Source organism: Streptomyces venezuelae (assembly GCF_008642295.1).
In the GTDB taxonomy this organism is placed as follows: domain Bacteria; phylum Actinomycetota; class Actinomycetes; order Streptomycetales; family Streptomycetaceae; genus Streptomyces; species Streptomyces venezuelae_C.
In genome coordinates this window covers 2,647,418-2,671,263 of record NZ_CP029190.1, presented here as the reverse complement: position 1 = coordinate 2,671,263, position 23,846 = coordinate 2,647,418, and the positions used below count along the sequence as shown (strand labels likewise).

The following is a 23,846-nucleotide window of genomic DNA, read 5'->3' as shown; positions in this document are numbered from 1 at the left end:
AGTGTATGGCTGGGCCGAATGGGCGGAAAGCCCCCGAAGGGGTGACGGCAGGTTGCGGGTGGCGACATCCTCTCCCTGTGGAACCCGACGACGACGCGCTGGCCGAGACCGAGACCGAGGCTGCGTTGCGGGCGCTTGAGGAGCTCGCCGCCATGGGCGAGCGCGGCGATTTCGATGTGCTCCTCGACAAGGCGAACTATCGGCGGTGAGCGCGGTCACCTGTACTCGGCCCGCTCGGCAGCTGTGCCGCCGGCCCCCGGCGCCGGACGGCGCCGCCGCGCGGGCGAGCACCGCAGTGTCGGCGCGGTGGCGCCGCCCGGCGCCGCGTGAGCCGCCGCCTGACCCCCCGCACCCCCCGAACGCACGAGCCCCGCTCGCCTCCCGCTCCGTCAGCGCGTTCGATTGTTGCGGCGGGATGAAAACCGGCCCCGCCCGTGTTGGCGATTCCGGCAGGACCGGACGGACGGGGAGACGGGGAGGCATCACGTGACGGCGGCAGACACAGCCGGGACAGGGCAGGGCTGGGGGAGGCGGCTGGCCGCCTATGCCTGGCGGTACAAGGCGAACGTGCTGCTCGCGCTCGGCTCCTCGCTCGCCGGAATGGCCGTCATGGCCCTGGTGCCCCTGGTCACCAAGGTGATCATCGACGATGTCATCGGGGACCACACCAAGCCCATGGGCCCCTGGGCCGGCATGCTCATAGCCGCCGCGATAGCCGTGTACGTGCTGACGTACATCCGCCGCTACTACGGCGGCCGGCTCGCCCTCGACGTGCAGCACGACCTCCGCACCGAGATGTACGGCACCCTCACCAAGCTCGACGGGCGGCGCCAGGACGAGCTGTCCACCGGACAGGTCGTCGGCCGGGCCACCAGTGACCTCCAGCTGATCCAGGGTCTGCTCTTCATGCTGCCGATGACCATCGGCAACTTCCTGCTCTTCGGGATCTCCCTCGGGATCATGCTGTGGCTCTCGCCGCTGCTGACCCTCATCGCCCTCCTGATGGCCCCCGCCCTCTGGTTCATCGCCAAGCGCAGCCGCAAGAAGCTCTTCCCCGCCACCTGGTACGCCCAGGGCCAGGCCGCCCAGGTCGCCACCGTGGTGGACGGCGCCGTCACCGGCGTCCGCGTGGTCAAGGGCTTCGGCCAGGAGGAGCAGGAGACCGGCAAGCTCCGCGAGGCCGGCCGCCGGCTGTTCGCCGGCCGGCTGCGGACCATCCGGCTCAACTCCCGCTACACCCCCGCCCTCCAGGCCGTACCCGCCCTCGCCCAGGTCGCCATGCTGGCCCTCGGCGGCTGGATGGCCGCCCGCGGCCAGGTCACCCTCGGCACCTTCGTCGCCTTCTCCACCTACCTCGCCCAGCTCGTCGGCCCGGTCCGGATGCTCGCCATGGTCCTCACCGTCGGCCAGCAGGCCCGGGCCGGCGTCGAACGCGTCCTGGAGCTCATCGACACCGAGCCGACCCTCCAGGACGGCACCCTCGAACTCCCCGCCGACGCTCCCGCCACCGTCGAATTCGACGAGGTCTCCTTCGGGTACGACCCCGACCGGCCCGTGCTCGACGGCTTCTCCCTGCGCATCGCACCCGGCGAGACCGTCGCCGTCGTCGGTGCCTCCGGCAGCGGCAAGTCCACCGTCTCCCTGCTGCTGCCCCGGTTCTACGACGCCACCCACGGCACCGTCCGGGTCGGCGGCCACGACGTCCGCGAGCTCACCCACGCCTCCCTGCGGGCCGCCATCGGGCTGGTCCCCGAGGACTCCTTCCTGTTCTCCGACTCCGTCCGCGCCAACATCGCCTACGGGCACCCGGAGGCCACCGAGGAGCAGATCCGCGCCGCCGCCCGCGCCGCCCAGGCCGAGGGGTTCATCGAAGCCCTGCCGGCCGGCTACGACACCACCGTCGGCGAGCACGGACTCACCCTGTCCGGCGGCCAGCGCCAGCGGATCGCACTGGCCCGCGCCATCCTGACCGACCCCCGGCTGCTGCTCCTGGACGACGCCACCTCCGCCGTCGACGCCCGTATCGAACACGAGATCCACGAGGCCCTGCGCTCGGTCATGGCGGGCCGCACCACCCTCCTCATCGCCCACCGCCGCTCCACCCTGGCCCTCGCCGACCGGATCGCCGTACTGGACCGGGGCCGGCTCGCCGCCCTCGGTACGTACGAGGAGCTCGAACGGGACTCCGCGCTGTTCCGCCGGCTGCTCACCGACCCCGATGCGCTCGCCGCCGGCTCCCCGCGCACCCCCGAGACCGAGGCGGCCGTCCTCGCCGGTCTGGAGCGCGAGCTCCTCGAACGCGATCTGGAGATCGAGGCGGAGATCGACTCCGAGCCGGTCAGCGCCAAGCGCCGGCTGGTGGACGGGGTCACCCCCGAACTGTGGCGGCGCCAGGAGCCGGACCCCGTGAGCAGAGGGGACGGCCAGGACAGCGCCCCCTCCGCCGGCATCGCGCCCGGACCTGGTCACACCATGGCCGGGGCGGTCTCCGGCATGCCGGCCACCCCCGAGCTGCTCGCCCAGGTCGCCGCGCTGCCGCCGGCCGACGACACCCCCGAGGTCGACGAACAGCGGGCGGTCGCCCCGGAGCAGAGCTACGGCCTGCGCCGGCTGCTGCGCGGCTTCTGGGCCCCGCTCGCCGTCAGCCTCGGCCTGGTCGCCGTCGATGCCGGCGCCGGCCTGCTGCTGCCCATCCTGATCCGGAACGGCATCGACGACGGTGTGGAGAAGGCAGCCCTCGGCGCGGTCTGGGCCGCGTCCGCCCTCGCGCTGATCGTGGTCCTCTCCCAGTGGGCGGCCCAGTTCGCCGAGACCCGGATGACCGGCCGGACCGGCGAGCGCGTCCTCTACGCCCTCCGCGTCAAGATCTTCGCCCAGCTCCAGCGCCTCGGCCTCGACTACTACGAGCGCGAACTCACCGGCAAGATCATGACCCGGATGACCACCGATGTGGACGCCCTGTCGACCTTCCTCCAGACCGGGCTGGTCACCGCCGTGGTCTCGGTCTTCACCTTCTTCGGCATCCTGGTCGCCCTGCTCGTCCTCGACGTCGAGCTCGCCCTGATCGTCTTCGCCACCCTGCCCCTGCTCGTCGTCGGCACGATCGTGTTCCGCCGGAAATCGGTCAAGGCCTACGAACTGGCCCGCGACCGGGTCAGCGTGGTCAACGCCGACCTCCAGGAGTCCGTCTCCGGGCTGCGGATCGTCCAGGCCTTCGGGCGCGAGCGGTCCGGCGCCGCCCGGTTCGCCGAGCGCAGCGACTCCTACCGGCAGGCCCGGGTCCGCGGCCAGTGGCTGATATCGGTCTACTTCCCCTTCGTCCAGCTGCTGTCCTCGGTGGCCGCCGCGGCCGTGCTGATCGTCGGCGCGGGCCGGGTCGAGGCGGGCACCCTGACCACCGGCGCGCTGGTCGCCTACCTCCTCTACATCGACCTGTTCTTCGCCCCGGTCCAGCAGCTCTCCCAGGTCTTCGACGGATACCAGCAGGCCAGCGTCTCGCTGGGCCGTATCCAGGGCCTGCTGCAGGAGCCCACCAGCACCCCGCTGCCCGCTGCGCCCCGCGAGCTCACCGAGCTCCGCGGGGAGATCGCCTTCGAGGACGTCCGGTTCCGGTACGGGACCGCCGACGAGCGCGGGGAGAAGGGCGAGGCGCTGGGCGGCATCGACCTGCGGATTCCCGCCGGGCAGACCGTCGCCTTCGTCGGGGAGACCGGAGCCGGCAAGTCCACGCTGGTCAAGCTGGTCGCCCGGTTCTACGACCCGACCTCGGGCCGGGTCACCGCCGACGGCACCGACCTGCGCGAGCTCGATCTGACGGCGTACCGGCACCGGCTGGGTGTGGTCCCCCAGGAGTCGTACCTCTTCCCGGGGACCGTCCGGGACGCCATCGCGTACGGCCGGCCCGATGCGAGCGATGCCGAGGTGGAGGCCGCCGCCCGTGCGGTCGGGGCCCACGACATGATCGCCACCCTGGACGGCGGCTACCTCCACACCGTCACCGAGCGGGGCAGGAACCTTTCGGCCGGCCAGCGCCAGCTGATCGCCCTGGCCCGGGCCGAACTCGTGGACCCGGACGTGCTGCTGCTCGACGAGGCCACCGCGGCCCTGGACCTGGCCACCGAGGCCCTGGTCAACCAGGCCACCGACCGGCTGGCCGGCAAGCGGACCACCCTGGTGGTGGCCCACCGGCTCACCACGGCCGCCCGCGCCGACCGGGTCGTGGTGATGGACCGCGGCCGGGTGGTCGAGGACGGCACGCACGCCGAACTCCTGGCCCTCGGCGGGCAGTACGCCGGTCTGTGGCGCACTTTCGTCGGTGAGGACGAGCACGCCGCGGCCTGATGCAACCATCCCGCCGGGCCGCGCGTCGTACGTGAGTACGCACTTGGGTTGTACGTACGACCGACCGACGGGGGTAAGCGTGTTCCAAGGGTGGGGCAGGACGGGCCGGCTGACCAGGGCCCTGGGAGTGTGCGCGGCGGGCGTGGGCCTGGCCGCCGTCGGGCTGTTCACCGCGCCCCCCGCGCAGGCCGCCACCGGCGGCTGCGCCGGACGGCTCGTCAAAACGCTGCCGTTCTCGACCGGCGAGGTGCGGGTCTACAAGACCCGCACCCACGCGTGCGCCGTCACCGTCCCCCACCGCAGCGGGGTCCGCCAGTACATGTCGGTCTCCGTTCAGCCCCGCGGCGGGGTCCCGGTCAAGGACGGCGGCCGGTTCACCCGGTTCGCCGGCCCGGTGTCCGTGTATGCGCTGAGCCGCTGCGTGTACGTTCGCGGCGAGGTCGGGTCCGGCTCGGTCTCCTCTGGCTGGATTCTCTGCTGAACCCGCCCCCAGGGGCCAACCGGGTCTGTTCACCGGCCCGTTGACCCCGTAGGTTCACGGCGACCGCAGTGAACTCAAGGGGAGGGTGAATGCGCAAGGCGCTCAGATGGCTGTTGTCGCTCGTGATGCTGATCGGCACCGCGGGCGCGGCCGGCTTCACGGCCTCGGCGGCCACCGCCGCCGGGCCCGCGGACGGCCCGGACATCAAGGACCAGATCCTCGCGATACCGGGGATGAGCCTGATCGAGGAGAAGCCGTACCCCGGCTACCGCTTCTTCGTACTGAACTACGAGCAGCCGGTCGACCACCGGAAGCCCTCGCAGGGCACCTTCAAGCAGCGGATCACCCTGCTGCACAAGGACACCAACCGCCCGACGGTCTTCTTCACCTCCGGCTACAACGTCAGCACCAGCCCCCGCCGCAGTGAGCCGACGACCATCGTCGACGGCAACCAGGTGTCGATGGAGTACCGCTTCTTCACGCCGTCCCGGCCCGCCGAACCGGCCGACTGGGGCAAGCTGGACATCTGGCAGGCCGCCAGCGACCAGCACCGCATCTTCGGCGCCCTGAAGAAGATCTACTCGAAGAAGTGGCTCTCCACCGGCGGCAGCAAGGGCGGTATGACCGCCACGTACTACGAGCGCTTCTACCCGCGCGACATGGACGGGGTCGTCGCGTACGTCGCACCCAACGACGTGGTCAACAACGAGGACTCGGCGTACGACCGGTTCTTCCGGAAGGTCGGCACCAAGGAGTGCCGCGACAAGCTGAACAACGTCCAGCGCGAGGCCCTGGTGCGCCGTGAGCCGCTGGAGGCCAAGTACGCCGCCGCCGCGGCCGAGAACGGCTGGACCTTCACCACCGTCGGGAACCTCGACAAGGCCTACGAGGCCGTGGTCCTCGACTACGTGTGGGCCTTCTGGCAGTACAGCCTGGTCTCCGACTGCGGCTCCATCCCGGTCGCGGCCACCGCCACCGATCAGGAGATCTGGGACAGCATCGATGCCATCTCCGGCTTCTCCGCCTACTCCGACCAGGGCCTGAACACCTACACCCCGTACTACTTCCAGGCCGGCACCCAGCTCGGCTCGCCCGACATCAAGCAGCCCCACCTGGGCAACCTGAGCCGTTACGGCTACCAGCCGCCGCGGAACTTCGTGCCCCGCGACATCCCGATGACCTTCCAGCCGGGCGCGATGCGCGATGTGGACACCTGGGTGCAGAACAACGCCCACCGGATGCTCTTCGTCTACGGGCAGAACGACCCGTGGGGTGCCGAACCGTTCCGGCTCGGCTACGGCGCGAAGGACAGCTATGTGATGACCGCCCCCGGTGCCAACCACGGGGCCAACGTCTCCAAGCTCATGGAGGGTGAGAAGGCCCTCGCCACCGCGAAGATCCTGGAGTGGGCCGGGGTCGCCCCCGCCGCGGTCCAGGCCGACGCCCGCAAGGCGCAGCCGCTGGCCAAGGCGGACGCGCAGCTCGACCGGAGCGACGAGCTGGAGCGCGAGGCGCAGCTGCGCCCGTAATCCGCTCCCGCTAGGCAGGATCTGGGCCGCGGTCTCCATAGCCGAGACCGTGGCCCAGTGCGTAGCGGCCGGGCACCGGGACCGGGAGCCGGCCGGCCGGGCGTACCGCCCCGGCCAGGACCCGGGCGGCGGCCCGCAGTTCCACATCGGTCCAGGAGTACGTGGCCACGCTCGCCGCGCACTCCGGCAGCCGGGCCACGTCGTACGGGTTCCGGATCGCCACCCCCACCACCGGAACGCCGGTCGCGATCAGCTCCGTCACCAGCGTGCGCTGCGGACTCTCGCCCTCCGGCACATTGAGGGTGCAGACCAGCAGGGCGTCGTGGCCGGGGGCCGCGGCCCGCGCCCGGTCCGCCGGGACCGCCGTGGCGGTGAACCCCAGGGCGGTCAGCTCGCGGGCCAGGACGGCCGTCGGCGGGCCGGTGGTCCCGCTGGGGGAGGCCGGGTCGGCGCCGGTGACCAGCAGCCGGGGCCGGGTGCCCGGGTCGAGCGGCAGCAGCGCCCGCGGATTGGCCAGCAGTGTGGTCGTACCGGCGGCGATCTCGTCGGCGGCTGCCAGGTGCTCCGCGGTGCCGACGGTGGCCGTCACCCGCTCGGGCGAGGTGTACGGATCGGTGAACAGGCCCCGCCGGGCCTTGAGTTCCAGAATCCGGAGGACCGATTCATCGATCCGCCGCTCGGTCAGCTCGCCCGACTCGACCGCGGCCAGCACGCTGCGGTAGGCGAGGGGAAGGTCCGGCGGGTTGAGCAGCTGGTCGCAGCCGGCCTTCAGGGCCAGCACCGGGACCCGGTCGTCACCGTACTTCTGGCGTACGCCGGCCATGTCGAGGGCGTCCGTGACCACCACCCCGCGGAAACCGAGGCGTTCGCGGAGGATGCCGGTCAGGATGGGCCGGGAGAGGGTGGCCGGGTCCCCGGAAGGATCCAGGGCCGGTACGACGATATGCGCGGTCATGATCACGTCCACGCCCGCCCGTACCGCCGCCCGGAACGGCGGCTCGTCCAGCTCCTCCCACTGCGCCCGGGTGTGGTGCATCACCGGCAGGCCGACATGGCTGTCGGTGGCGGTGTCCCCGTGCCCCGGGAAGTGCTTGGCGGTGGCCGCGATGCCGGCCCCCTGGTAGCCGCGCACCTGGGCGGCGGCCAGCTCCGCGACCGCGCGCGGGTCCGAGCCGAAGGACCGTACGCCGATGACCGGGTTGGCCGGGTTGACATTGACATCGGCCACCGGGGCGTAGTCCTGGCGGATGCCGAGGGCCGCCAGTTCGGTGCCGGCGATCCGGGCGGCGCGGCGGGCGGCGGCCGTGGAACCCCCGGCACCGAGGGCCATCGCGCCGGGCAGCAGGGTGGCCGGCTTGCCGATCCGGGCGATGATCCCGTGCTCCTGGTCGGTCGAGATCAGCAGCGGGATGCGGGCGGGGCCGGCCAGTGCGGCGCGCTGCAGGCCGTTGGAGAGGCCGGCGATCTGCGGCGGGGTGCGGGTGTTGTGGGCCCAGGCGAAGTAGATGACCCCGCCGAGGTGGTACCGGGCGACGAGCTCGGCGGCGGTGCGGACCCCGAAGTGCGTCAGATTGGCCTCGGCGTCGGCCGGCTCCGGGTCGGTCGCCGAATGCCCGTACGCCCGGCTGACGAACAGCTGGCCGACCTTCTCGGCCAGGCTCATCCGGGCCAGCAACTGCTGCGGGCGGTGCGCGGGGCCCGCGTTCCGGCCGTCGTCCGGGGGCGGTTCCCCGGCCGCGCGGCGGGGGACGGCCGCTGCCGCCCCGGCAGCCAGGGCGGCGGCAGCGGCGAGCAGACTGCGACGCGACGCACGTTTCGGCGCAAGATTCGGCACCCGGGCACGCTACCGCCGTGGGCGTCGGCGGGGCGGTATTGCGCGGTGATACCGGCCCGCGCGGCGTTCGAGCGCACCTCCGGTTTCGGGAAGGGGCGGGGGGCCGGGTCAGCAGCCCGGCGGGGGCCAGTGGGCCTGGAGCGCGCGGACCGTCTCGGTGATCGCGGGCCGCCGGGCGGCCCCGCTCCGCCACAACGCGTACACCCTCCGCACCGGCGCCGGCTCCAGCGGTACGGACACCGCGCCGCTCGGCAGCGGCCCGGTCCCCAGCCGCGGTACCACCGCCACTCCCAGCCCCGCCGCCACCAGCGCGATCAGCGTGTGGTTCTCCTCCGCCACATGCACCAGATCCGGCTCGAACCCGGCCGACCGCAGCGTCCGTACCAGCCAGTCGTGGCAGACCCGCCCGGGCGGCTGGCAGACCCACCGCTGTCCGCCGAGCTCCTCCCGGCGGACCTCGGCCCGCCCGGCGAAGGCGTGCCCCTCCGGCACGATCAGATCGCACCGCTCCGCCCCGATGAAGGCCTGCTTCACCCCGTCCGGGGCCGGCAGCGGGGCGATGTCCCAGTCGTGCGCGACCGCCAGATCCGTGACCCCCCGGGCCACCAGGTCCACCGACAGATGCGGATCCACCTCGGTCAGGCGGATGTCCAGCGCGGGGTGCCGGACCGCGAGTCCGGCCAGCACACCCGGCAGCAGGCCGCGCGCGGCGGAGGCGAACGCGGCCACCCGCAGCAGGCCGCCCGGCTGCCCCCGCCGCTCCTCCAGCGTGGTTTCGGCCCGCTCCATGATGGCCAGCAGCTGCTGTGCGGTGTCCGCCAGATGCTGCGCCTCCTCGGTGAGCGCGATCCCGCGCCCGCGCCGCTCCAGCAGCGTGGTCCGGGTCTCGCGTTCCAGCTTGGCGATCTGCTGGGAGACGGCGGACGGGGTGTAGCCGAGGGCCGCCGCCGCGCCCGCGACCGAACCGTGCAGGGCGACGGCGTGCAGGGCGCGCAGCCGGGCGAGATCGAGCATGCGGCCAGGGTAGGCGCCCAGCGCAGGATTCGTAAGCACTGCTACATCCAACAGCGAAGGAACTCGCGCTGGTGCTACATGATGTGCGCACCGATGCTCGGTACATGCGCCCCGTACACACCGCCCTCGCCGTGCTCGTCGCCGCCGTCTGGGGGTTCAACTTCGTCGTCATCGAGATCGGACTCGACCACTTCCCGCCCCTGTTGCTGTCCGCCCTCCGGTTCCTGGTCGCCGCCCTCCCCGCGGTGTTCTTCGTCGGCCGCCCCAAGGTGGCCTGGAGGTGGGTGCTGGGTGTCGGCCTGGCCCTGGGGATCGCCAAGTTCGGGCTGCTCTTCACCGGTATGGACGCCGGGATGCCGGCCGGCCTGTCCTCCCTGGTGCTCCAGGTCCAGGCGGTGTTCACGGCCGTGTTCGCCGCGGTGGTGCTCGGCGAACGGCCCGGCCGGGTGCGGCTGCTCGGGATGGCGGTGGCGCTGGCCGGGATCGGGGTGGCCGCCGTGGACGAGGGCGCCTCCGGTCCCGTACTGGGCTTCACCCTGGTGGTCGGCGCCGCCCTCTGCTGGGGCGTGTCGAACGTGCTCACCCGCAAGGCCGCCCCGCCCGACGCGCTCAACTTCATGGTGTGGGTGTGCACCGTGCCGGTGCTGCCGCTGCTCGCGCTCTCGCTGCTGCTGGAGGGGCCGGACCGGGACCTGGCCGCGCTGCGCGCCCTGGACTGGTCCGGGGTGGGGGTCATCGCCTACGTCGCCTGGATCTCCACCGTGGTCGGCTTCGGCGCCTGGGGGTACCTGCTGCGCCGCTACCCGGCCACCTCGGTGGCACCGTTCTCGCTGCTGGTGCCGGTCTTCGGGATGTCCTCGGCGGCCCTGGTGCTGGGCGAGGGGGTGTCCGGGCTGCGCTGGGCGGCGGCGGTGCTGCTGGTCGGCGGGGTCGCGCTGACCTCGTTCGGGGGCAGCGCCCCGGCGCGGCCGGCCGGGGTCCCGGCACCGGACTCCGCGGTCCCGGCACCGCCCGCCGGGGTCAGCGCGGGGAGCTCTCCTGGAGCGGCAGCCGCCAGTCCTGGCCGGTCAGGGTCACCCCGTACGAGCGGTGCTCCTTCTCGGCGATGAGGGTGAACCCGGCGCGCTCGTAGAGGGAACGGGCCGAGGCCAGCACGTCGTTGGTCCAGAGCACCAGCTCGCGGTAGCCGACCGAACGGGCGAACTCCACCACCGTGTCCACCAGCAGGGCGCCGATGCCGTGGCCGCGGGCCTCCGGCTCCACCAGCAGCAGGCGCAGCCGCGCCGTGCCGGGCGCCCCGTCCTCCCGTACGCACATCACCGAGCCGGCCGGGCGTCCGTCCAGCTCGGCGATCCACACCCGCTCCAGATGCGGGTCGTGGTCCTGGGCGAAGTCGGCGACGATTCTCGCGACCAGGCCCTCGAAGTCGGTGTTCCAGCCGTACTCGGCGGCGTACAGCGCGCCGTGCCGCTGGACGATCCAGCCCAGGTCGCCGGGCTCCGGGTCGCGGAGGCGCACCTTCTCAGCCATGGGGACAACTGTAGGCGGCCGGGCACCGGCGGGCCCCGGTAGCCGGCTACTTCTTGCCGCCGAGGACGGTGCCCAGCAGGTCGCCGAGGTCGGACTCGACGGAAGGGCCCTTGCCGGCCGCGCGTTTGGCGAAGACGGCCAGCATCACCGGGATCAGCATCTCGATCACCTTGCCGACGACGGGTACCGGGAGACCGGTCTTCTTCGCGACGGCGTTGGCGACCGGCTTGGCGGCCTTGGCGAGCACCCCGGCCATGATGCCGCCGCCGAGCAGGCCGCCGCCGAGGGTGGCCACGCCCTGGGGGCGGGGTTCGGAGACCTCCGCGAGGGCGGCCCGGACCTCCCGGCCGTCGTCGTCGTCCGCGTCGGCCGTCCGGCGGAGGTCCCCGGTCATGGTGTCGACGGTGGTGGCGACGGCCTCCCGGGCCCCGACGGCGTCGGTGCCGAGCAGGGTCGCGATCTCGGTGAGCCGGTCGTCGCCGAGCTCGTGGAGTACGTCGTCCTGGAGTGAGGGTTCGCTCATGCCGGAAACGCTACGGCTGCGTGCTTTTGACGGCACCTTGGGTCACGGAAAAATAAATCTCCGATTCGGCGTGCAACCGTCTGCCCGGATCGAGGGTCATACGTTGCGTCGGTACTTCCGGGGGAGGATCCGGGGGGATCGGGAAGTCCGGCACGGGAGGGGTAACCGTGAGGGGGTCCGGCCATCAGGCCGGGCCCCCTTGGTGTTGCTCCCGGGGTTGTCCACAGGCCCGACGGGCTGTCGGCCCACGGCGGTAACGTCGTGCCATGTCCAACATGGCAGTGCTCGAAGGGGTGCTCGAGCGGATCACGTACGCCAACGAGGAGAGCGGCTACACCGTCGCCCGGGTCGACACCGGCCGCGGTGGCGCGGACCTCCTCACGGTGGTCGGTGCGCTGCTCGGCGCGCAGCCCGGCGAATCGCTGCGGATGGAGGGCCGCTGGGGCTCCCACCCGCAGTACGGCAGGCAGTTCACCGTGGAGAACTACCGCACCGTGCTGCCGGCCACCGTCCAGGGCATCCGCCGCTACCTCGGCTCCGGCCTGATCAAGGGCATCGGCCCGAAGATCGCCGACCGGATCGTCGAACACTTCGGCACCGAGACCCTGAACGTCATCGAGACGGAGCCGAAACGGCTGATCGAGGTGCCGGGTCTGGGGCCCAAGCGGACGAAGCTGATCGGCGCCGCCTGGGAGGAGCAGAAGGCCATCAAGGAGGTCATGGTCTTCCTCCAGGGCGTCGGCGTCTCCACCTCCATCGCGGTCCGCATCTACAAGAAGTACGGGGACGCCTCCATCTCGGTGGTGAAGAACCAGCCCTACCGGCTCGCCGCCGACGTCTGGGGCATCGGCTTCCTCACCGCGGACCGGATCGCCCAGGCCGTCGGCATTCCGCACGACAGCCCCGAGCGGGTCAAGGCCGGCCTGCAGTACGCCCTCTCCCAGTCCGCCGACCAGGGCCACTGCTTCCTGCCCGAGGAGCGGCTCATCGCCGACGGGGTGAAGCTGCTCCAGGTGGACACCGGACTCGTCATCGAATGCCTGGCCGAACTCGCCGCGGACGAGGAGGGGGTGGTCCGGGAGCCGGTGCCGGATCCGGAGGGCGGTCCGCCGCTCACCGCGGTGTACCTGGTGCCCTTCCACCGGGCCGAGCTGTCGCTGACCGGGCAGCTGCGCCGCCTGCTGTACGCCGAGGAGGACCGGATGCCGGCCTTCCGCGAGGTGGACTGGGACAAGGCGCTGGGCTGGCTCGCCGGGCGGACCGGGGCCCAGCTGGCGGCCGAGCAGCGGGAGGCGGTGAAGCTGGCGCTGACCCGCCGGGTGGCGGTGCTCACCGGCGGGCCGGGCTGCGGGAAGTCCTTCACCGTCCGCTCGATCGTGGAGCTGGCGCGGGCCAAGAAGGCCAAGGTGGTGCTCGCCGCCCCCACGGGGAGGGCCGCCAAACGGCTGTCGGAGCTGACCGGGGCGGAGGCCTCCACGGTGCACCGGCTGCTGGAGCTCAAACCGGGCGGCGATGCGGCGTACGACCGGGACCGTCCGCTGGACGCGGACCTGGTGGTGGTCGACGAGGCCTCCATGCTGGACCTGCTGCTGGCCAACAAGCTGGTCAAGGCGGTGGCACCGGGTGCCCATCTGCTGCTCGTGGGGGATGTGGACCAGCTGCCCTCGGTGGGGGCCGGGGAGGTGCTCCGGGACCTGCTGGCCGAGGGCGGGCCGGTGCCGGCCGTGCGGCTCACCCGGATCTTCCGGCAGGCCCAGCAGTCCGGGGTGGTGACCAATGCCCACCGCATCAACACCGGGCTGCCGCCCCTGACCGATGGGCTGCCGGACTTCTTCCTGTTCGCCGAGGAGGACACCGAGGAGGCCGGGCGGCTCACGGTGGATGTCGCCGCCCGCCGGATTCCCGCCCGATTCGGCCTGGACCCGCGCCGGGACATTCAGGTCCTGGCGCCCATGCACCGGGGACCGGCCGGCGCCGGCACCCTCAACGGCCTGCTCCAGCAGGCCATCACCCCGGCGCGGCCAGAGCTGCCGGAGAAGCGGTTCGGCGGGCGGGTCTTCCGGGTGGGGGACAAGGTCACGCAGATCCGCAACAACTACGAGAAGGGAGCCAACGGCGTCTTCAACGGCACCGTGGGCGTGGTCATCGGGCTCGACCCGGACGAGCAGAAGCTGACCGTGCGCACCGACGAGGACGAGGAAGTGGAATACGAGTTCACCGAGCTGGACGAGCTCGCCCACGCCTATGCCGTCACCATCCACCGTTCCCAGGGGAGTGAATATCCCGCAGTGGTGATACCGGTCACCACCGGGGCTTGGATGATGCTCCAGCGGAACCTGCTGTACACGGCGGTGACCAGGGCGAAGAAACTCGTCGTCCTCGTCGGGTCCCGTAAGGCCCTCGGCCAGGCTGTGCGTACGGTTTCCGCAGGCAGGAGGTACACGGCGGTGGCTCACCGACTGTCCGGCCGGATACCGGTGGGAAACATCACCTAGATGATCGATCATCTAGGGTTTCGACAGTGGCGCGGACGGGGCAGGATGGGCGGGTTGGCGGCACTCAGTGCCGTCAGAAGCACCAAAAGCCGACCCCGAGTGCACTCTCCTGCGCCAAATGGGGGAAGGTAGAGGCAGTCAGGGCACCTCGAAGAAGAGGCACTACGTCGGTGAGGGATGACGTGAGCGACAACTCTGTAGTACTGCGGTACGCGGACGGTGAATACACCTACCCGGTGGTCGAGAGCACCGTCGGTGACAAGGGCTTCGACATCTCGAAGCTCCGGGCTCAGACCGGGCTGGTCACCCTGGACAGCGGCTACGGAAACACCGCCGCCTATAAATCCGCGATCACCTACCTCGACGGCGAGCAGGGCATCCTGCGCTACCGCGGTTACCCGATCGAGCAGCTGGCGGAGCGGTCGACCTTCATCGAGGTCGCCTACCTGCTGATCAACGGGGAGCTGCCGACCGTCGACCAGCTCGCGTCGTTCCGCAACGAGATCACCCAGCACACGCTGCTGCACGAGGACGTCAAGCGGTTCTACGACGGCTTCCCGCGCGACGCGCACCCGATGGCGATGCTGTCCTCCGTGGTCAGCGCGCTGTCCACGTTCTACCAGGACAGCCACAACCCGTTCGACGAGAAGCAGCGCCACCTCTCGACGATCCGGCTGCTGGCCAAGCTCCCGACGATCGCCGCGTACGCGTACAAGAAGTCGGTCGGCCACCCGGTGGTCTACCCGCGCAACGACCTCGGCTACGTCGAGAACTTCCTGCGCATGACCTTCTCCGTGCCGGCCCAGGAGTACGAGCTCGACCCGGTCGTGGTCAACGCGCTCGACAAGCTCCTCATCCTGCACGCGGACCACGAGCAGAACTGCTCCACCTCCACGGTCCGCCTGGTCGGCTCCTCGCAGGCGAACATGTTCGCCTCGATCTCGGCCGGCATCAGCGCGCTGTGGGGCCCGCTCCACGGTGGCGCCAACCAGTCGGTGCTGGAGATGCTGGAGGGCATCCAGGCCTCCGGCGGCGACGTCGACAGCTTCATCCGCAAGGTGAAGAACAAGGAAGACGGCGTCCGCCTGATGGGCTTCGGGCACCGCGTCTACAAGAGCTTCGACCCCCGGGCGAAGATCATCAAGGCGGCGGCGCACGATGTCCTCTCGGCCCTCGGCAAGTCCGACGAGCTGCTCGACATCGCGCTCAAGCTGGAGGAGCACGCGCTGGCCGACGAGTACTTCGTCGAGCGCAACCTCTACCCGAACGTGGACTTCTACACCGGTCTGATCTACCGGGCCATGGGCTTCCCGACCGAGATGTTCACCGTGCTCTTCGCGCTCGGCCGGCTGCCCGGCTGGATCGCCCAGTGGCACGAGATGATCAAGGAGCCGGGTTCCCGCATCGGCCGCCCGCGCCAGATCTACACCGGCGAGGTCCTGCGCGACTTCGTCCCGGTCGAGGCCCGCTAAGGCCTCACCTTCCGCGGGCCACGGCCCACGGCTCTCTCCGCACAGAGAAAAGCGCCCCGCCGCCGATCCCCCCACGGGTCGACGAGCGGGGCGCTTTCCGTTCCCCGGAACGGATTCCCCCCACGGGACCCGAGCCGAGGCGCTCAGTGGTCTGCCGGGACCCGTACGGGTCAGGAGGGCCGCTCAAAGCTCCCCGTGGGCACGCGCCCCGGCCGGCTGATGCCCGGATGTCCCCCAAGACCTCCGCAAAACGTCCCCCAAAGACGTTCCTTGCATCGTCCCATTAGACCCACGAAGACCCCGAATGGTTACGTTGGTATCAATGTGATCTGCGTCTCCCGTGAAGGACTTGTGTGCAACCCGGGGAGGCGACCTTAGCGGAACGAGCGCAGCCGCAGGCTGTTGGTCACCACGAAAACCGAGGAGAAGGCCATCGCGGCCCCGGCGATCATCGGGTTGAGCAGGCCGGCGGCGGCGAGCGGCAGGGCGGCCACGTTGTAGCCGAAGGCCCAGAACAGGTTGCCTTTGATGGTGGCCAGGGTCCGTCGGGAGAGCCGGATCGCGTCGGCGGCCACCCGCAGGTCCCCGCGGACCAGGGTCAGGTCGGCGGCCTCGATGGCGGCGTCGGTGCCGGTGCCCATGGCCAGGCCCAGATCGGCGCGGGCCAGGGCGGCGGCGTCGTTGACCCCGTCGCCGACCATGGCGACCGTACGGCCCTCCTTCTGCAACCGCTCGACCACGGCCGCCTTGTCCCGCGGCAGCACCTCGGCGATGACCTCGTCGATCCCCACCGAGCGGGCCACGCTGTCGGCGACGGCCTGGTTGTCGCCGGTCAGCAGGACCGGGGTGAGGCCGAGGGCGCGCAGTCGTACGACCGCCTCGGCGCTGGTCTCCTTGACCGCGTCGGCCACGGTCAGCACGCCCCGGGCGATGCCGTCCCAGGCCACCAGGACGGCGGTGGCGCCGGCGGCTTCCGCCGCCTGCCGGGCCGTCAGGAGCTCCGGCGGGAGGGAGACGCCCCGCTCGGCGAACAGCCGCTCCTGCCCGGCCAGCACCGCGTGGCCCTCGACCCGGCCTGCCACGCCCAGGCCGGGGAGGCTGGTGAAGTCCTCCGTGGCGGGCAGCGTTCCGGTCCGGGCGGCGGCACCCGCGGCGATGGCCCGTGCGACCGGGTGTTCGGAGGCGTGTTCCAGGGCGCCCGCCAGCCGCAGCAGCTCCTGCTCCGTCACTCCGTCGGCGGGGTGGGCGGCGAGCAGGGTCATCCGGCCGGTGGTGACGGTGCCGGTCTTGTCCAGGACGACGGTGTCCACGGTGCGGGTGGATTCCAGTACTTCGGGGCCCTTGATCAGGATGCCGAGCTGGGCTCCGCGGCCGGTGCCGACCAGCAGGGCGGTCGGGGTGGCCAGGCCCAGGGCACAGGGGCAGGCGATGATCAGGACGGCCACGGCGGCGGTGAACGCGGCGGCCGGGTCGTCGGTGGCGAGCAGCCAGCCCACCCAGGTGCCGAGGGCGATCAGCAGCACCACGGGGACGAAGACGGCGGAGATCCGGTCGGCCAGCCGTTGCACCTCGGCCTTGCCGTTCTGGGCCTCTTCCACCAGGCGGGCCATCCGGGCGAGCTGGGTGTCGGCACCGACCCGGGTGGCCTCGACGACCAGCCGGCCGGAGGCGTTGACGGTGGCGCCGGTGACCGGGTCGCCGGCCGTGACCTCGGCGGGCACCGACTCGCCGGTGAGCAGGGAGACGTCCACGGCGGAGGAGCCCTCGACCACGGTGCCGTCGGTGGCGATCTTCTCGCCGGGGCGGACCACGAAGCGGTCGCCGACCGCGAGGGCGGTCACGGGTATCCGTACCTCGGTGCCGTCGCGCAGCACCGCCACGTCCTTGGCGCCCAGTTCCAGCAGGGCCCGGATGGCCGCGCCGGCCTTCCGCTTGGAGCGGGCCTCCAGATGGCGGCCGAGCAGGATGAAGACCACGACCCCGGCCGCGACCTCCAGGTAGATGGTGCCGGCGCCGTCCGTCCGGGTGGCCGTGACATCGAAGCCGTGCCGCATGCCGGGGGTTCCGGCGTGGCCGAGGAACAGGGCCCACAGGGACCAGGCGAAGGCGGCGAGGGTACCGAGGGAGACCAGGGTGTCCATGGTGGCGGCGCCGTGCCGGGCATTGGTCCAGGCGGCCCGGTGGAAGGGCAGCCCGCCCCAGACCACCACGGGGGCGGCCAGGGTGAGGGAGAGCCACTGCCAGTTGTCGAACTGCAGGGCCGGCACCATCGCGAGCAGGACGACGGGGGCGGCGAGGACCGCGGAGACGAGCAGCCGCTGTCGCAGCGCGGCAGCCGCGGCGGTCCCGTCGGACGTGTCAGACCCGTCGGCGCGGCCGTCCGCGGCCGGGGCGGGCAGGGCGGGCGGCGGGGGCTGTTCGGCCGTGTAGCCGGTCTTCACCACGGTGGCGATCAGATCGGCGACCTGTACGTCGCCCGTACAGGAGACCTTCGCCTTCTCGGTGGCGTAGTTCACCGAGGCGGTGACGCCTTCCATCCGGTTGAGCTTCTTCTCGATGCGGGCCGCGCAGGAGGCGCAGGTCATCCCGCCGATCGTCAGCTCCACCTCGAGGGTGCTGCTCATGGTCCGGCTCCAGAGGGTGGGCCGGGCGGTACGGGGCCGATGCAGACCGGCCCCGTACGGTCCGGCGGGGTGCTGCGGAAGAGGCCTTGCGGGCGGGGGGCAGGGGGCTCAGACCGTGCCGGCCAGCTCGTAGCCCGCCTCGTCCACGGCAGCGCGCACCTCGTCCTCGGTGAGCGGCGCGGCGGAGACCACGGTGACCTCGCCGGTGGCGGCCACGGCCTTGACCGAGGTGACGCCGGGGAGGGCGGAGATCTCGGCGGTCACGGCGCCCTCGCAGTGCCCGCAGGTCATGCCGGTCACCCGGTAGACGGTGGTGGTCTGGGTGTCCGTCTCGGCGGTCATGTCGTTCTCCTCTTCGGGGCTCTGTCGTAGGCCGGCAGGACCGGGTGTCAGTCCACGGTCCTCCCTTCACCCTCAGAGTATACCCCTAGGGGGTATTAATGCGGGATCTCCGCCCTCGGTTCCCGCTCGAATTCGGTCACGGTGAACATCGGGTCCAGGTAGCGCAGCAGGACGGTCTTCAGCTCGGCGATGTAGGCGGCGCGCTCGTCGCCCTCGGTGGCGAGGATCAGGTCCAGCGAGGACTTGAAGATGCCGAGGATCATGTTGGCGGTGAGGTTCAGCTCCGCCTCCGTCGCCTCCGGACAGAAGGTCCGCAGGACCCCCAGGATCCGGGTCGTCAGGTTCGCGTGCAGGGCCTCGTGGCCGTGGGCGATGCCGGGGACACCGGAGCCGTGCATCAGGGCCCAGAAGGCCGGGTTCTCGCAGTTGAAGGCGATCACCGGGTCGAGGACGGCATCCAGCAGCTCGGGCAGCGGCTTCCGGAGGTTCTCCGGCAGGAAGGCCTGGCCGTGCATCTCGTGCGCCCGCTGGAGCAGCTGGCCGCCCAGCTCCACGGCGATGGCCTCCTTGTTCGGGAAGAACTGGTACAGCGTGCCGGGGGAGACCCCGGCCTCCTTGGCGATCGAGTTCGTGCTGGCGGCGGCGTAGCCGTTTCTGCAGAACACCCCGGCTGCGGCGTCCAGGAGCTGGGCGATCCGGCGCTCCCCGCGGGCCTGCCGGCGCGGCGTGGCGGACTTGCTGGCGGCCGGCTTCTCCTGGCGCACGGCACACCCCTTCCTACTCAAGGGTGATTGACAAACGCGAGACATCGCTCGCATTCTTGAAAAACGCGAGCGACCGCTCGTGTTTGCCAGTGTATTTCGGCTGGCAATCACGGTGAAGGGGACACCGAGTCATGCCTGAAGTCAAGAAGACGCCGCGGGGGTTGGGGGAGGGCGCCTTCACCCGGCTCGTCACCGCCCGGCCGCGCCTGTCACTGCTGCTCGCCCTGCTGGTCACGGCCCTGGCCGTGGTGGCGGGCAGCGGGGTGGCCGACCGGATGGGGAGCGGCGGCTGGGAGGATCCGGACGCCCGGTCCGGCTATGCGGCCAGGGCGCTGGAGCGCGAGTTCCCGGCTTCCCAGCCGAACCTGCTGCTGCTGGTCCAGGCCCGGCCGGAGGTCGGTGGAGCCGGGGTCGACGACCCGGCCGTCACCGCCGAGGCGGACCGGCTGACCGCACGGCTCGCCGCCGAGGGGCAGATCACCGGAGTCGGTTCGTACTGGCAGACCAAACTGCCGGCGCTGCGGTCCGAGGACGGACGGCAGGCGCTGATCTCCGCCCGGGTGCTGGGCGACGAGAAGGCCGCCACCGAGGTCCTCGACCGGATCGCCCCGCAGTTCGAGGGGGTGCACGGACCGGTGGAGGTCTCCCTGGGCGGACCGGTGGCTGTCCAGCGCGAGATCACCACCACCATCCAGGAGGACCTGCTGCGCGCCGAGCTGATCGCCCTGCCGGTGACCCTGGTGCTGCTGGTCCTGGTCTTCGGCAGCGCCGTCGCCGCCCTGCTGCCGCTCGGCGTCGGCATCATCGCGATCCTGGGCACCAACGCGGTCCTGCGCGGGCTCACCGAGTTCACCGAGGTCTCGGTCTTCGCCATGAACCTCACCACGGCGCTCGGCCTCGGCCTGGCCATCGACTACGCCCTGTTCATCGTGCGCAGGTTCCGGGAGGAGCTGGCCGCCGGCCGGGACCCGGTGGCGGCGGTGGGGGCCACCCTGCGGACGGCCGGGCGGACGGTGCTGTTCTCCTCGCTGACCGTCGCGGTCGCCCTCTCGGCGATGCTCCTCTTCCCGATGTACTTCCTGCGCTCCTTCGCCTACGCGGGCATCGCGGTCGTCCTGATCGCGGCTGCCGCCGCGCTGGTCCTGCTGCCGGCCGCGCTGGTCCTGCTGGGGGACCGGGTCAACTCCCTGGACCTGCGGCGGCTGTGGCGGCGCGGCCGGCCCGCCGGGGCGGCGGCCGGCGGCGAGGGGCGGGGCTGGGCCCGGTCCGCCACGCTGGTGATGCGCCGGGCACCGCTGTTCGCCCTGGCCACCACCATCGGGCTGCTGCTGCTCGGACTGCCCTTCCTCGGGGTGAAGTTCGGCACCGTCGACGACCGTCAGCTGCCCAGGACCGCCGCCTCGCACCTGGTGCAGGAGGAGATCCGGGACGGATTCCCCGGCAGCCCCGGGGCCGGACTGGTGGTCCTGGCGGAGGGGCGGGCCAGCGCCTCGGAGTACGAGGGGTACCGGGCCAGGCTGGCGGACCTGCCGGGCGCCGTCCGGGCCGAGGGGCCGGTGACCTCCGGGAACTACGCCTACTTCACCGTCCTCGGCGAGGGCGAGGCCGTCGGACAGCAGACCCAGGACCTGGTGGCCGAAGTCCGCGGGGTGGAGGCGCCCTTCGACACCGCGGTGACCGGACAGGCCGCCGTCCTGGTCGACGCCCAGGACGCCATCGCCGAGAAACTGCCCTGGGCGCTCGCCCTGATCGTGGCGGCCACCCTGCTGCTGGTCTTCCTGCTCACCGGGAGCGTGCTCATCCCCCTCCAGGCGGTGCTGCTGAACGCACTCAGCCTGACGGCGATGTTCGGCGCGGTGGTGTGGGTGTTCCAGGAGGGCAACCTCTCCGGATTCCTCTCCTTCACCGCCACCGGGGACATCGAGACCACCCTGCCGGTGCTGATGTTCTGCATCGCCTTCGGACTCTCCATGGACTACGGGGTGTTCCTCATATCCCGCATCAAGGAGGAGTACGACCGGACCGGCGACCACGAAGGGGCGGTCCGTGCCGGACTGGCCCGGACGGGCGGGCTGATCACCGCTGCCGCCGTGATCCTGGCGGTGGTGATGGTCGCCATCGGCACCTCGCGGGTGACCAACACCAAGATGCTGGGTCTCGGGATCGCGCTGGCCGTGCTGATGGACGCGATGGTGGTGCGGAGCCTGCTGGTGCCGGCCGTGATGAAGCTGACGGGGAGGGCCACCTGGTGGGCGCCGGGACCGCTGCGCCGGCTGCACGAGCGCTTCGGACTGAGCGAGGGCGAACCGGCGGCGGCGCCGGCGGAACCGGCGAAGGTCCCGGCCGGGATCGGGTGAGGGAGGCGGAGCCGGCGGGACCGGCGGGCCTGGCGGGACCCGGGCCGGCCGGGCCCGCCTCGGCCGGCCCGGCCGGCTCAGTCCTCGCGGCGGCCCCGGTTTCCGGGCCGCTGGGCCACCCAGGCGCGGATCGTTTCGGCGTACCAGTAGGGCTTGGCGCCCTCCACATGGTCGGGCGGGGGGAGCAGCCCGTGCTTCCGGTAGGAGCGCACGCTGTCGGGCTGGACCCGGATGTGGGCGGCGATCTCCTTGTACGACCACAGTTTCCGGTCGGTCATGGCACACCTCCTGGTCCACGCCCCGGGGGCGGCCGGGAGGCCGTCGGGGGAGCCGGAGCGCGGACGCTGACGATCACTCGCGTTGTGCCCGGAGAACGGTTCTCGGTGAAGGCGGAGGAGGGGTTGTCGAATGCCTGTGACGGAAGACCCGCGTGATGCGGACATGTGTGACCAATTCTCGACCCCTGTGACGGAAGCGGCACAGGGGGCGAACGGGGCATCAGGGGTATCGGCGGGATCAGCGGTACAGCGGAGGCCGTTCGGCGAGGTCGACCGCGGTCCGGGTGCCGGTGCGGCGGGCGGTCAGCCCTGCCTCCGACACGGCCGCCGCCGCGTAGCCGTCCCAGGCGTCCGGGCCCGCCACCCGGCCGCGGGAGGCCGCGGCCACCCACCGCCGCAGCTGCCGGTCGTAGGCGTCGGCGAACCGCTCGGTGAAGTCGTGCACGATCTCCCCGTAGCGGCGGCCCGCGGACTGCACCACCATCGCGTGCCCGTCACCGATCCGGGCGCTGCCGGACTCGCCGACCGCCTCGCACTGCACCTGGTAGCCGAAGCCGCAGTTGACGAAGATCTCCACGTCGACGATCGCGCCGCCCGCGGTCTCCAGCAGCACCAGCTGCGGATCGGCCAGCCCCTCCGGGGCGGCGGCGGACGGGGCCGGGGACAGCACGGACACCGCCGTGATCTCCTGCCCGAGAAGCCAGCGCGCGGCGTCCACCTCGTGCACCACCGAATCGCTGATCAGCATGTCGCTGGTGAAGAACGAGGGGGAGGAGGCGTTCCGGTGCCGGCAGTGCAGGAACAGCGGCCGGCCGATCCCGCCCGCGTCCAGCAGTTCCTTCAGCCGCTCGTACTCGGCGTCGAACCGGCGCATGAACCCCACCTGGATCCGCCGCCGGCCGAGCCGCTGCTCCGCTTCCACCACCCGCAGGGCACCTGCCGGGTCGGGGGTCAGCGGCTTCTCGCACAGCACCGGAAGGTCCCGCTCCAGGGCCGCGAGCAGGAGTTCCTCATGGGCCGGGCCCGGAGCGGCGATCAGCACCGCCTCCACCCCGGGGACGGCCAGCGCGGCCATCGGGTCGGTGTGCGCGCTCGCCCCCTCCAGGCCGGCGGCGACCTCCTTGACCCGGTCGCCGTCCGGGTCGGCCACCGCAACCACCCGGGCACCGCCGACCGAATGCCCGATCCGCCGGACGTGGTCGGCGCCCATCCGCCCCGTACCGATGACCGCTATGCCGAGCGTGCTGCTCACGACCGGATCCTCCTCAACGGGCGCCACAGGAGCGCAGATAGGCCCGGGTGCGCCGGGCGATGGGCAGGGGCCGGTCCGGCGGGCAGGGGTACATGTCCTGCTCCACGATCGCGAACAGCTCGGTTCCGAGCTTCTGGGCGGCGGCCAGCACCGGCTCCAGCGCGGGCACTCCGGCCGGCGGTTCGCACATCACCCCGCGCGCCACCGCCGGACCGAAGGGCACCTCCTCCGCCACCACCTCGGCGAGGATGCGCGGATCCACCTGCTTGAGGTGCAGATAGCCGATCCGCTCCCCGAAGGTCTCGATCAGCTCCACGCTGTCCCCGCCGCAGTACGCGTAGTGGCCGGTGTCCAGGCACAGTGCGACCGCGTCCGGGTCGGTGGCGTCCAGGAACCGGCTGACGTTGTCCGGGGTGTCGATATGGGTGTCGGCGTGCGGATGCACCACGATCCGCAGTCCGTACCGGTCCCGCACCTCACGGCCCAGCCGCTCGGTCTGCCGGGTCAGGTCCCGCCACTGGTCCACGGTCAGCTTGCGGTCCTCCAGCAGCGCACCGGTCTTGTCGTCCCGCCAGAAGGAGGGGATCACCACCAGGTGCTCCGCGCCCACCGCCCGGGTGAGCGCCGCCACCCGCGACACGTGCTCCCAGGTCTGCTCCCAGACCCCGGGTCCGTGATGGAGTCCGGTGAAGACGGTGCCCGCCGAGACCTTCAGCCCGCGCTTCGCCGTCTCCTCCGCCAGCAGGTCGGGGTCGGTGGGGAGATATCCGTACGGGCCGAGCTCGATCCACTCGTACCCTGCGTCGGCGACCTCGTCGAGGAAGCGCTGCCAGCCGGTCTGCTGTGGGTCGTCGGGGAACCACACCCCCCAGGAGTCCGGTGCCGAACCGACACGGATACGGGTCAACGCGGGCGGGGAGGACGTCATAACGGCCACCTTAGGCTGCATCGCTCGTGGAGACTGGAGGACTTTGACAGTGACGACCGATCCGACCGATCCGCTGCATCCG

The 23,846-nt window shown here is 71.9% G+C and carries 17 protein-coding genes and 1 pseudogene; 8 read left to right on the top strand and 10 right to left on the bottom strand.

Annotated features, from left to right (window positions below; all coding sequences use genetic code 11):
- The first annotated feature begins 77 nt into the window (after positions 1-77).
- From DEJ50_RS35200 to DEJ50_RS11475, 4 genes are all read left to right on the top strand, one after another.
- The gene (locus tag DEJ50_RS35200) at positions 78-209 is read left to right on the top strand and encodes a hypothetical protein (protein WP_263399188.1); all 132 of its coding nucleotides are present in this window, start codon (positions 78-80) and stop codon (positions 207-209) included.
- Positions 210-486: 277 nt separating this feature from the next.
- Positions 487-4,341 carry an ABC transporter ATP-binding protein gene (locus DEJ50_RS11485; RefSeq protein ID WP_150207576.1) on the top strand — a complete coding sequence of 1,285 codons (3,855 nt, stop codon included), beginning with the start codon at positions 487-489 and terminating at the stop codon, positions 4,339-4,341.
- Positions 4,342-4,420: 79 nt separating this feature from the next.
- Positions 4,421-4,822, top strand: coding sequence for a hypothetical protein (locus DEJ50_RS11480; RefSeq protein ID WP_317852531.1), 402 nt, complete (start codon positions 4,421-4,423; stop codon positions 4,820-4,822).
- Positions 4,823-4,911: 89 nt separating this feature from the next.
- Positions 4,912-6,351 (top strand): S28 family serine protease, encoded by a 1,440-nt coding sequence (locus DEJ50_RS11475; protein WP_150207574.1) that lies wholly within the window; start codon positions 4,912-4,914, stop codon positions 6,349-6,351.
- A gap of 10 nt (positions 6,352-6,361) precedes the next feature.
- Here DEJ50_RS11475 and DEJ50_RS11470 read toward each other — a convergent pair whose 3' ends face one another.
- Both DEJ50_RS11470 and DEJ50_RS11465 read right to left on the bottom strand, forming a co-directional pair.
- The gene (locus tag DEJ50_RS11470; protein ID WP_223838094.1) at positions 6,362-8,014 is read right to left on the bottom strand and encodes a glycoside hydrolase family 3 protein; all 1,653 of its coding nucleotides are present in this window, start codon (positions 8,012-8,014) and stop codon (positions 6,362-6,364) included.
- 279 nt (positions 8,015-8,293) lie between these two features.
- Complete coding sequence (locus tag DEJ50_RS11465) at positions 8,294-9,199, bottom strand: LysR family transcriptional regulator (protein ID WP_150207570.1); 906 nt, start codon at positions 9,197-9,199, stop codon at positions 8,294-8,296.
- Positions 9,200-9,303: 104 nt separating this feature from the next.
- Between DEJ50_RS11465 and DEJ50_RS11460 the strand changes: the two genes are divergently transcribed.
- Complete coding sequence (locus DEJ50_RS11460) at positions 9,304-10,308, top strand: EamA family transporter (protein ID WP_150207568.1); 1,005 nt, start codon at positions 9,304-9,306, stop codon at positions 10,306-10,308.
- On the opposite strand, the pseudogene DEJ50_RS11455 reads toward DEJ50_RS11460, so the two are convergent.
- Both DEJ50_RS11455 and DEJ50_RS11450 read right to left on the bottom strand, forming a co-directional pair.
- A pseudogene (locus tag DEJ50_RS11455) lies at positions 10,220-10,732 on the bottom strand (GNAT family N-acetyltransferase); the annotation flags it as partial. The gene DEJ50_RS11460 and the pseudogene DEJ50_RS11455 overlap by 89 nt on opposite strands.
- A gap of 43 nt (positions 10,733-10,775) precedes the next feature.
- Positions 10,776-11,252 (bottom strand): DUF937 domain-containing protein, encoded by a 477-nt coding sequence (locus DEJ50_RS11450; protein WP_150207564.1) that lies wholly within the window; start codon positions 11,250-11,252, stop codon positions 10,776-10,778.
- Positions 11,253-11,518: 266 nt separating this feature from the next.
- Here DEJ50_RS11450 and DEJ50_RS11445 point away from each other — a divergent pair, with 266 nt between their 5' ends.
- Both DEJ50_RS11445 and DEJ50_RS11440 read left to right on the top strand, forming a co-directional pair.
- Positions 11,519-13,747: an ATP-dependent RecD-like DNA helicase gene (locus DEJ50_RS11445; protein ID WP_150207562.1), complete on the top strand. Its 2,229-nt coding sequence runs from the start codon at positions 11,519-11,521 to the stop codon at positions 13,745-13,747.
- Between the two features lie 182 nt (positions 13,748-13,929).
- Positions 13,930-15,219, top strand: coding sequence for a citrate synthase (locus DEJ50_RS11440; RefSeq protein ID WP_150207560.1), 1,290 nt, complete (start codon positions 13,930-13,932; stop codon positions 15,217-15,219).
- 374 nt (positions 15,220-15,593) lie between these two features.
- Here DEJ50_RS11440 and DEJ50_RS11435 read toward each other — a convergent pair whose 3' ends face one another.
- From DEJ50_RS11435 to DEJ50_RS11425, 3 genes are all read right to left on the bottom strand, one after another.
- Positions 15,594-17,843: a heavy metal translocating P-type ATPase gene (locus DEJ50_RS11435; RefSeq protein ID WP_150207558.1), complete on the bottom strand. Its 2,250-nt coding sequence runs from the start codon at positions 17,841-17,843 to the stop codon at positions 15,594-15,596.
- A 108-nt stretch (positions 17,844-17,951) separates the two neighbouring features.
- Positions 17,952-18,185 (bottom strand): heavy-metal-associated domain-containing protein, encoded by a 234-nt coding sequence (locus tag DEJ50_RS11430; protein ID WP_150207556.1) that lies wholly within the window; start codon positions 18,183-18,185, stop codon positions 17,952-17,954.
- 95 nt (positions 18,186-18,280) lie between these two features.
- Complete coding sequence (locus tag DEJ50_RS11425; protein WP_223837707.1) at positions 18,281-18,949, bottom strand: TetR/AcrR family transcriptional regulator; 669 nt, start codon at positions 18,947-18,949, stop codon at positions 18,281-18,283.
- Positions 18,950-19,080: 131 nt separating this feature from the next.
- Between DEJ50_RS11425 and DEJ50_RS11420 the strand changes: the two genes are divergently transcribed.
- Positions 19,081-21,306: an MMPL family transporter gene (locus tag DEJ50_RS11420; RefSeq protein WP_150207552.1), complete on the top strand. Its 2,226-nt coding sequence runs from the start codon at positions 19,081-19,083 to the stop codon at positions 21,304-21,306.
- A 77-nt stretch (positions 21,307-21,383) separates the two neighbouring features.
- Here DEJ50_RS11420 and DEJ50_RS11415 read toward each other — a convergent pair whose 3' ends face one another.
- From DEJ50_RS11415 to DEJ50_RS11405, 3 genes are all read right to left on the bottom strand, one after another.
- The gene (locus DEJ50_RS11415) at positions 21,384-21,584 is read right to left on the bottom strand and encodes a helix-turn-helix transcriptional regulator (RefSeq protein WP_150207551.1); all 201 of its coding nucleotides are present in this window, start codon (positions 21,582-21,584) and stop codon (positions 21,384-21,386) included.
- 238 nt (positions 21,585-21,822) lie between these two features.
- The gene (locus tag DEJ50_RS11410) at positions 21,823-22,836 is read right to left on the bottom strand and encodes a Gfo/Idh/MocA family protein (RefSeq protein WP_150207549.1); all 1,014 of its coding nucleotides are present in this window, start codon (positions 22,834-22,836) and stop codon (positions 21,823-21,825) included.
- Positions 22,837-22,849: 13 nt separating this feature from the next.
- Complete coding sequence (locus DEJ50_RS11405; protein WP_150207547.1) at positions 22,850-23,764, bottom strand: sugar phosphate isomerase/epimerase family protein; 915 nt, start codon at positions 23,762-23,764, stop codon at positions 22,850-22,852.
- Positions 23,765-23,846 lie beyond the last annotated feature (82 nt).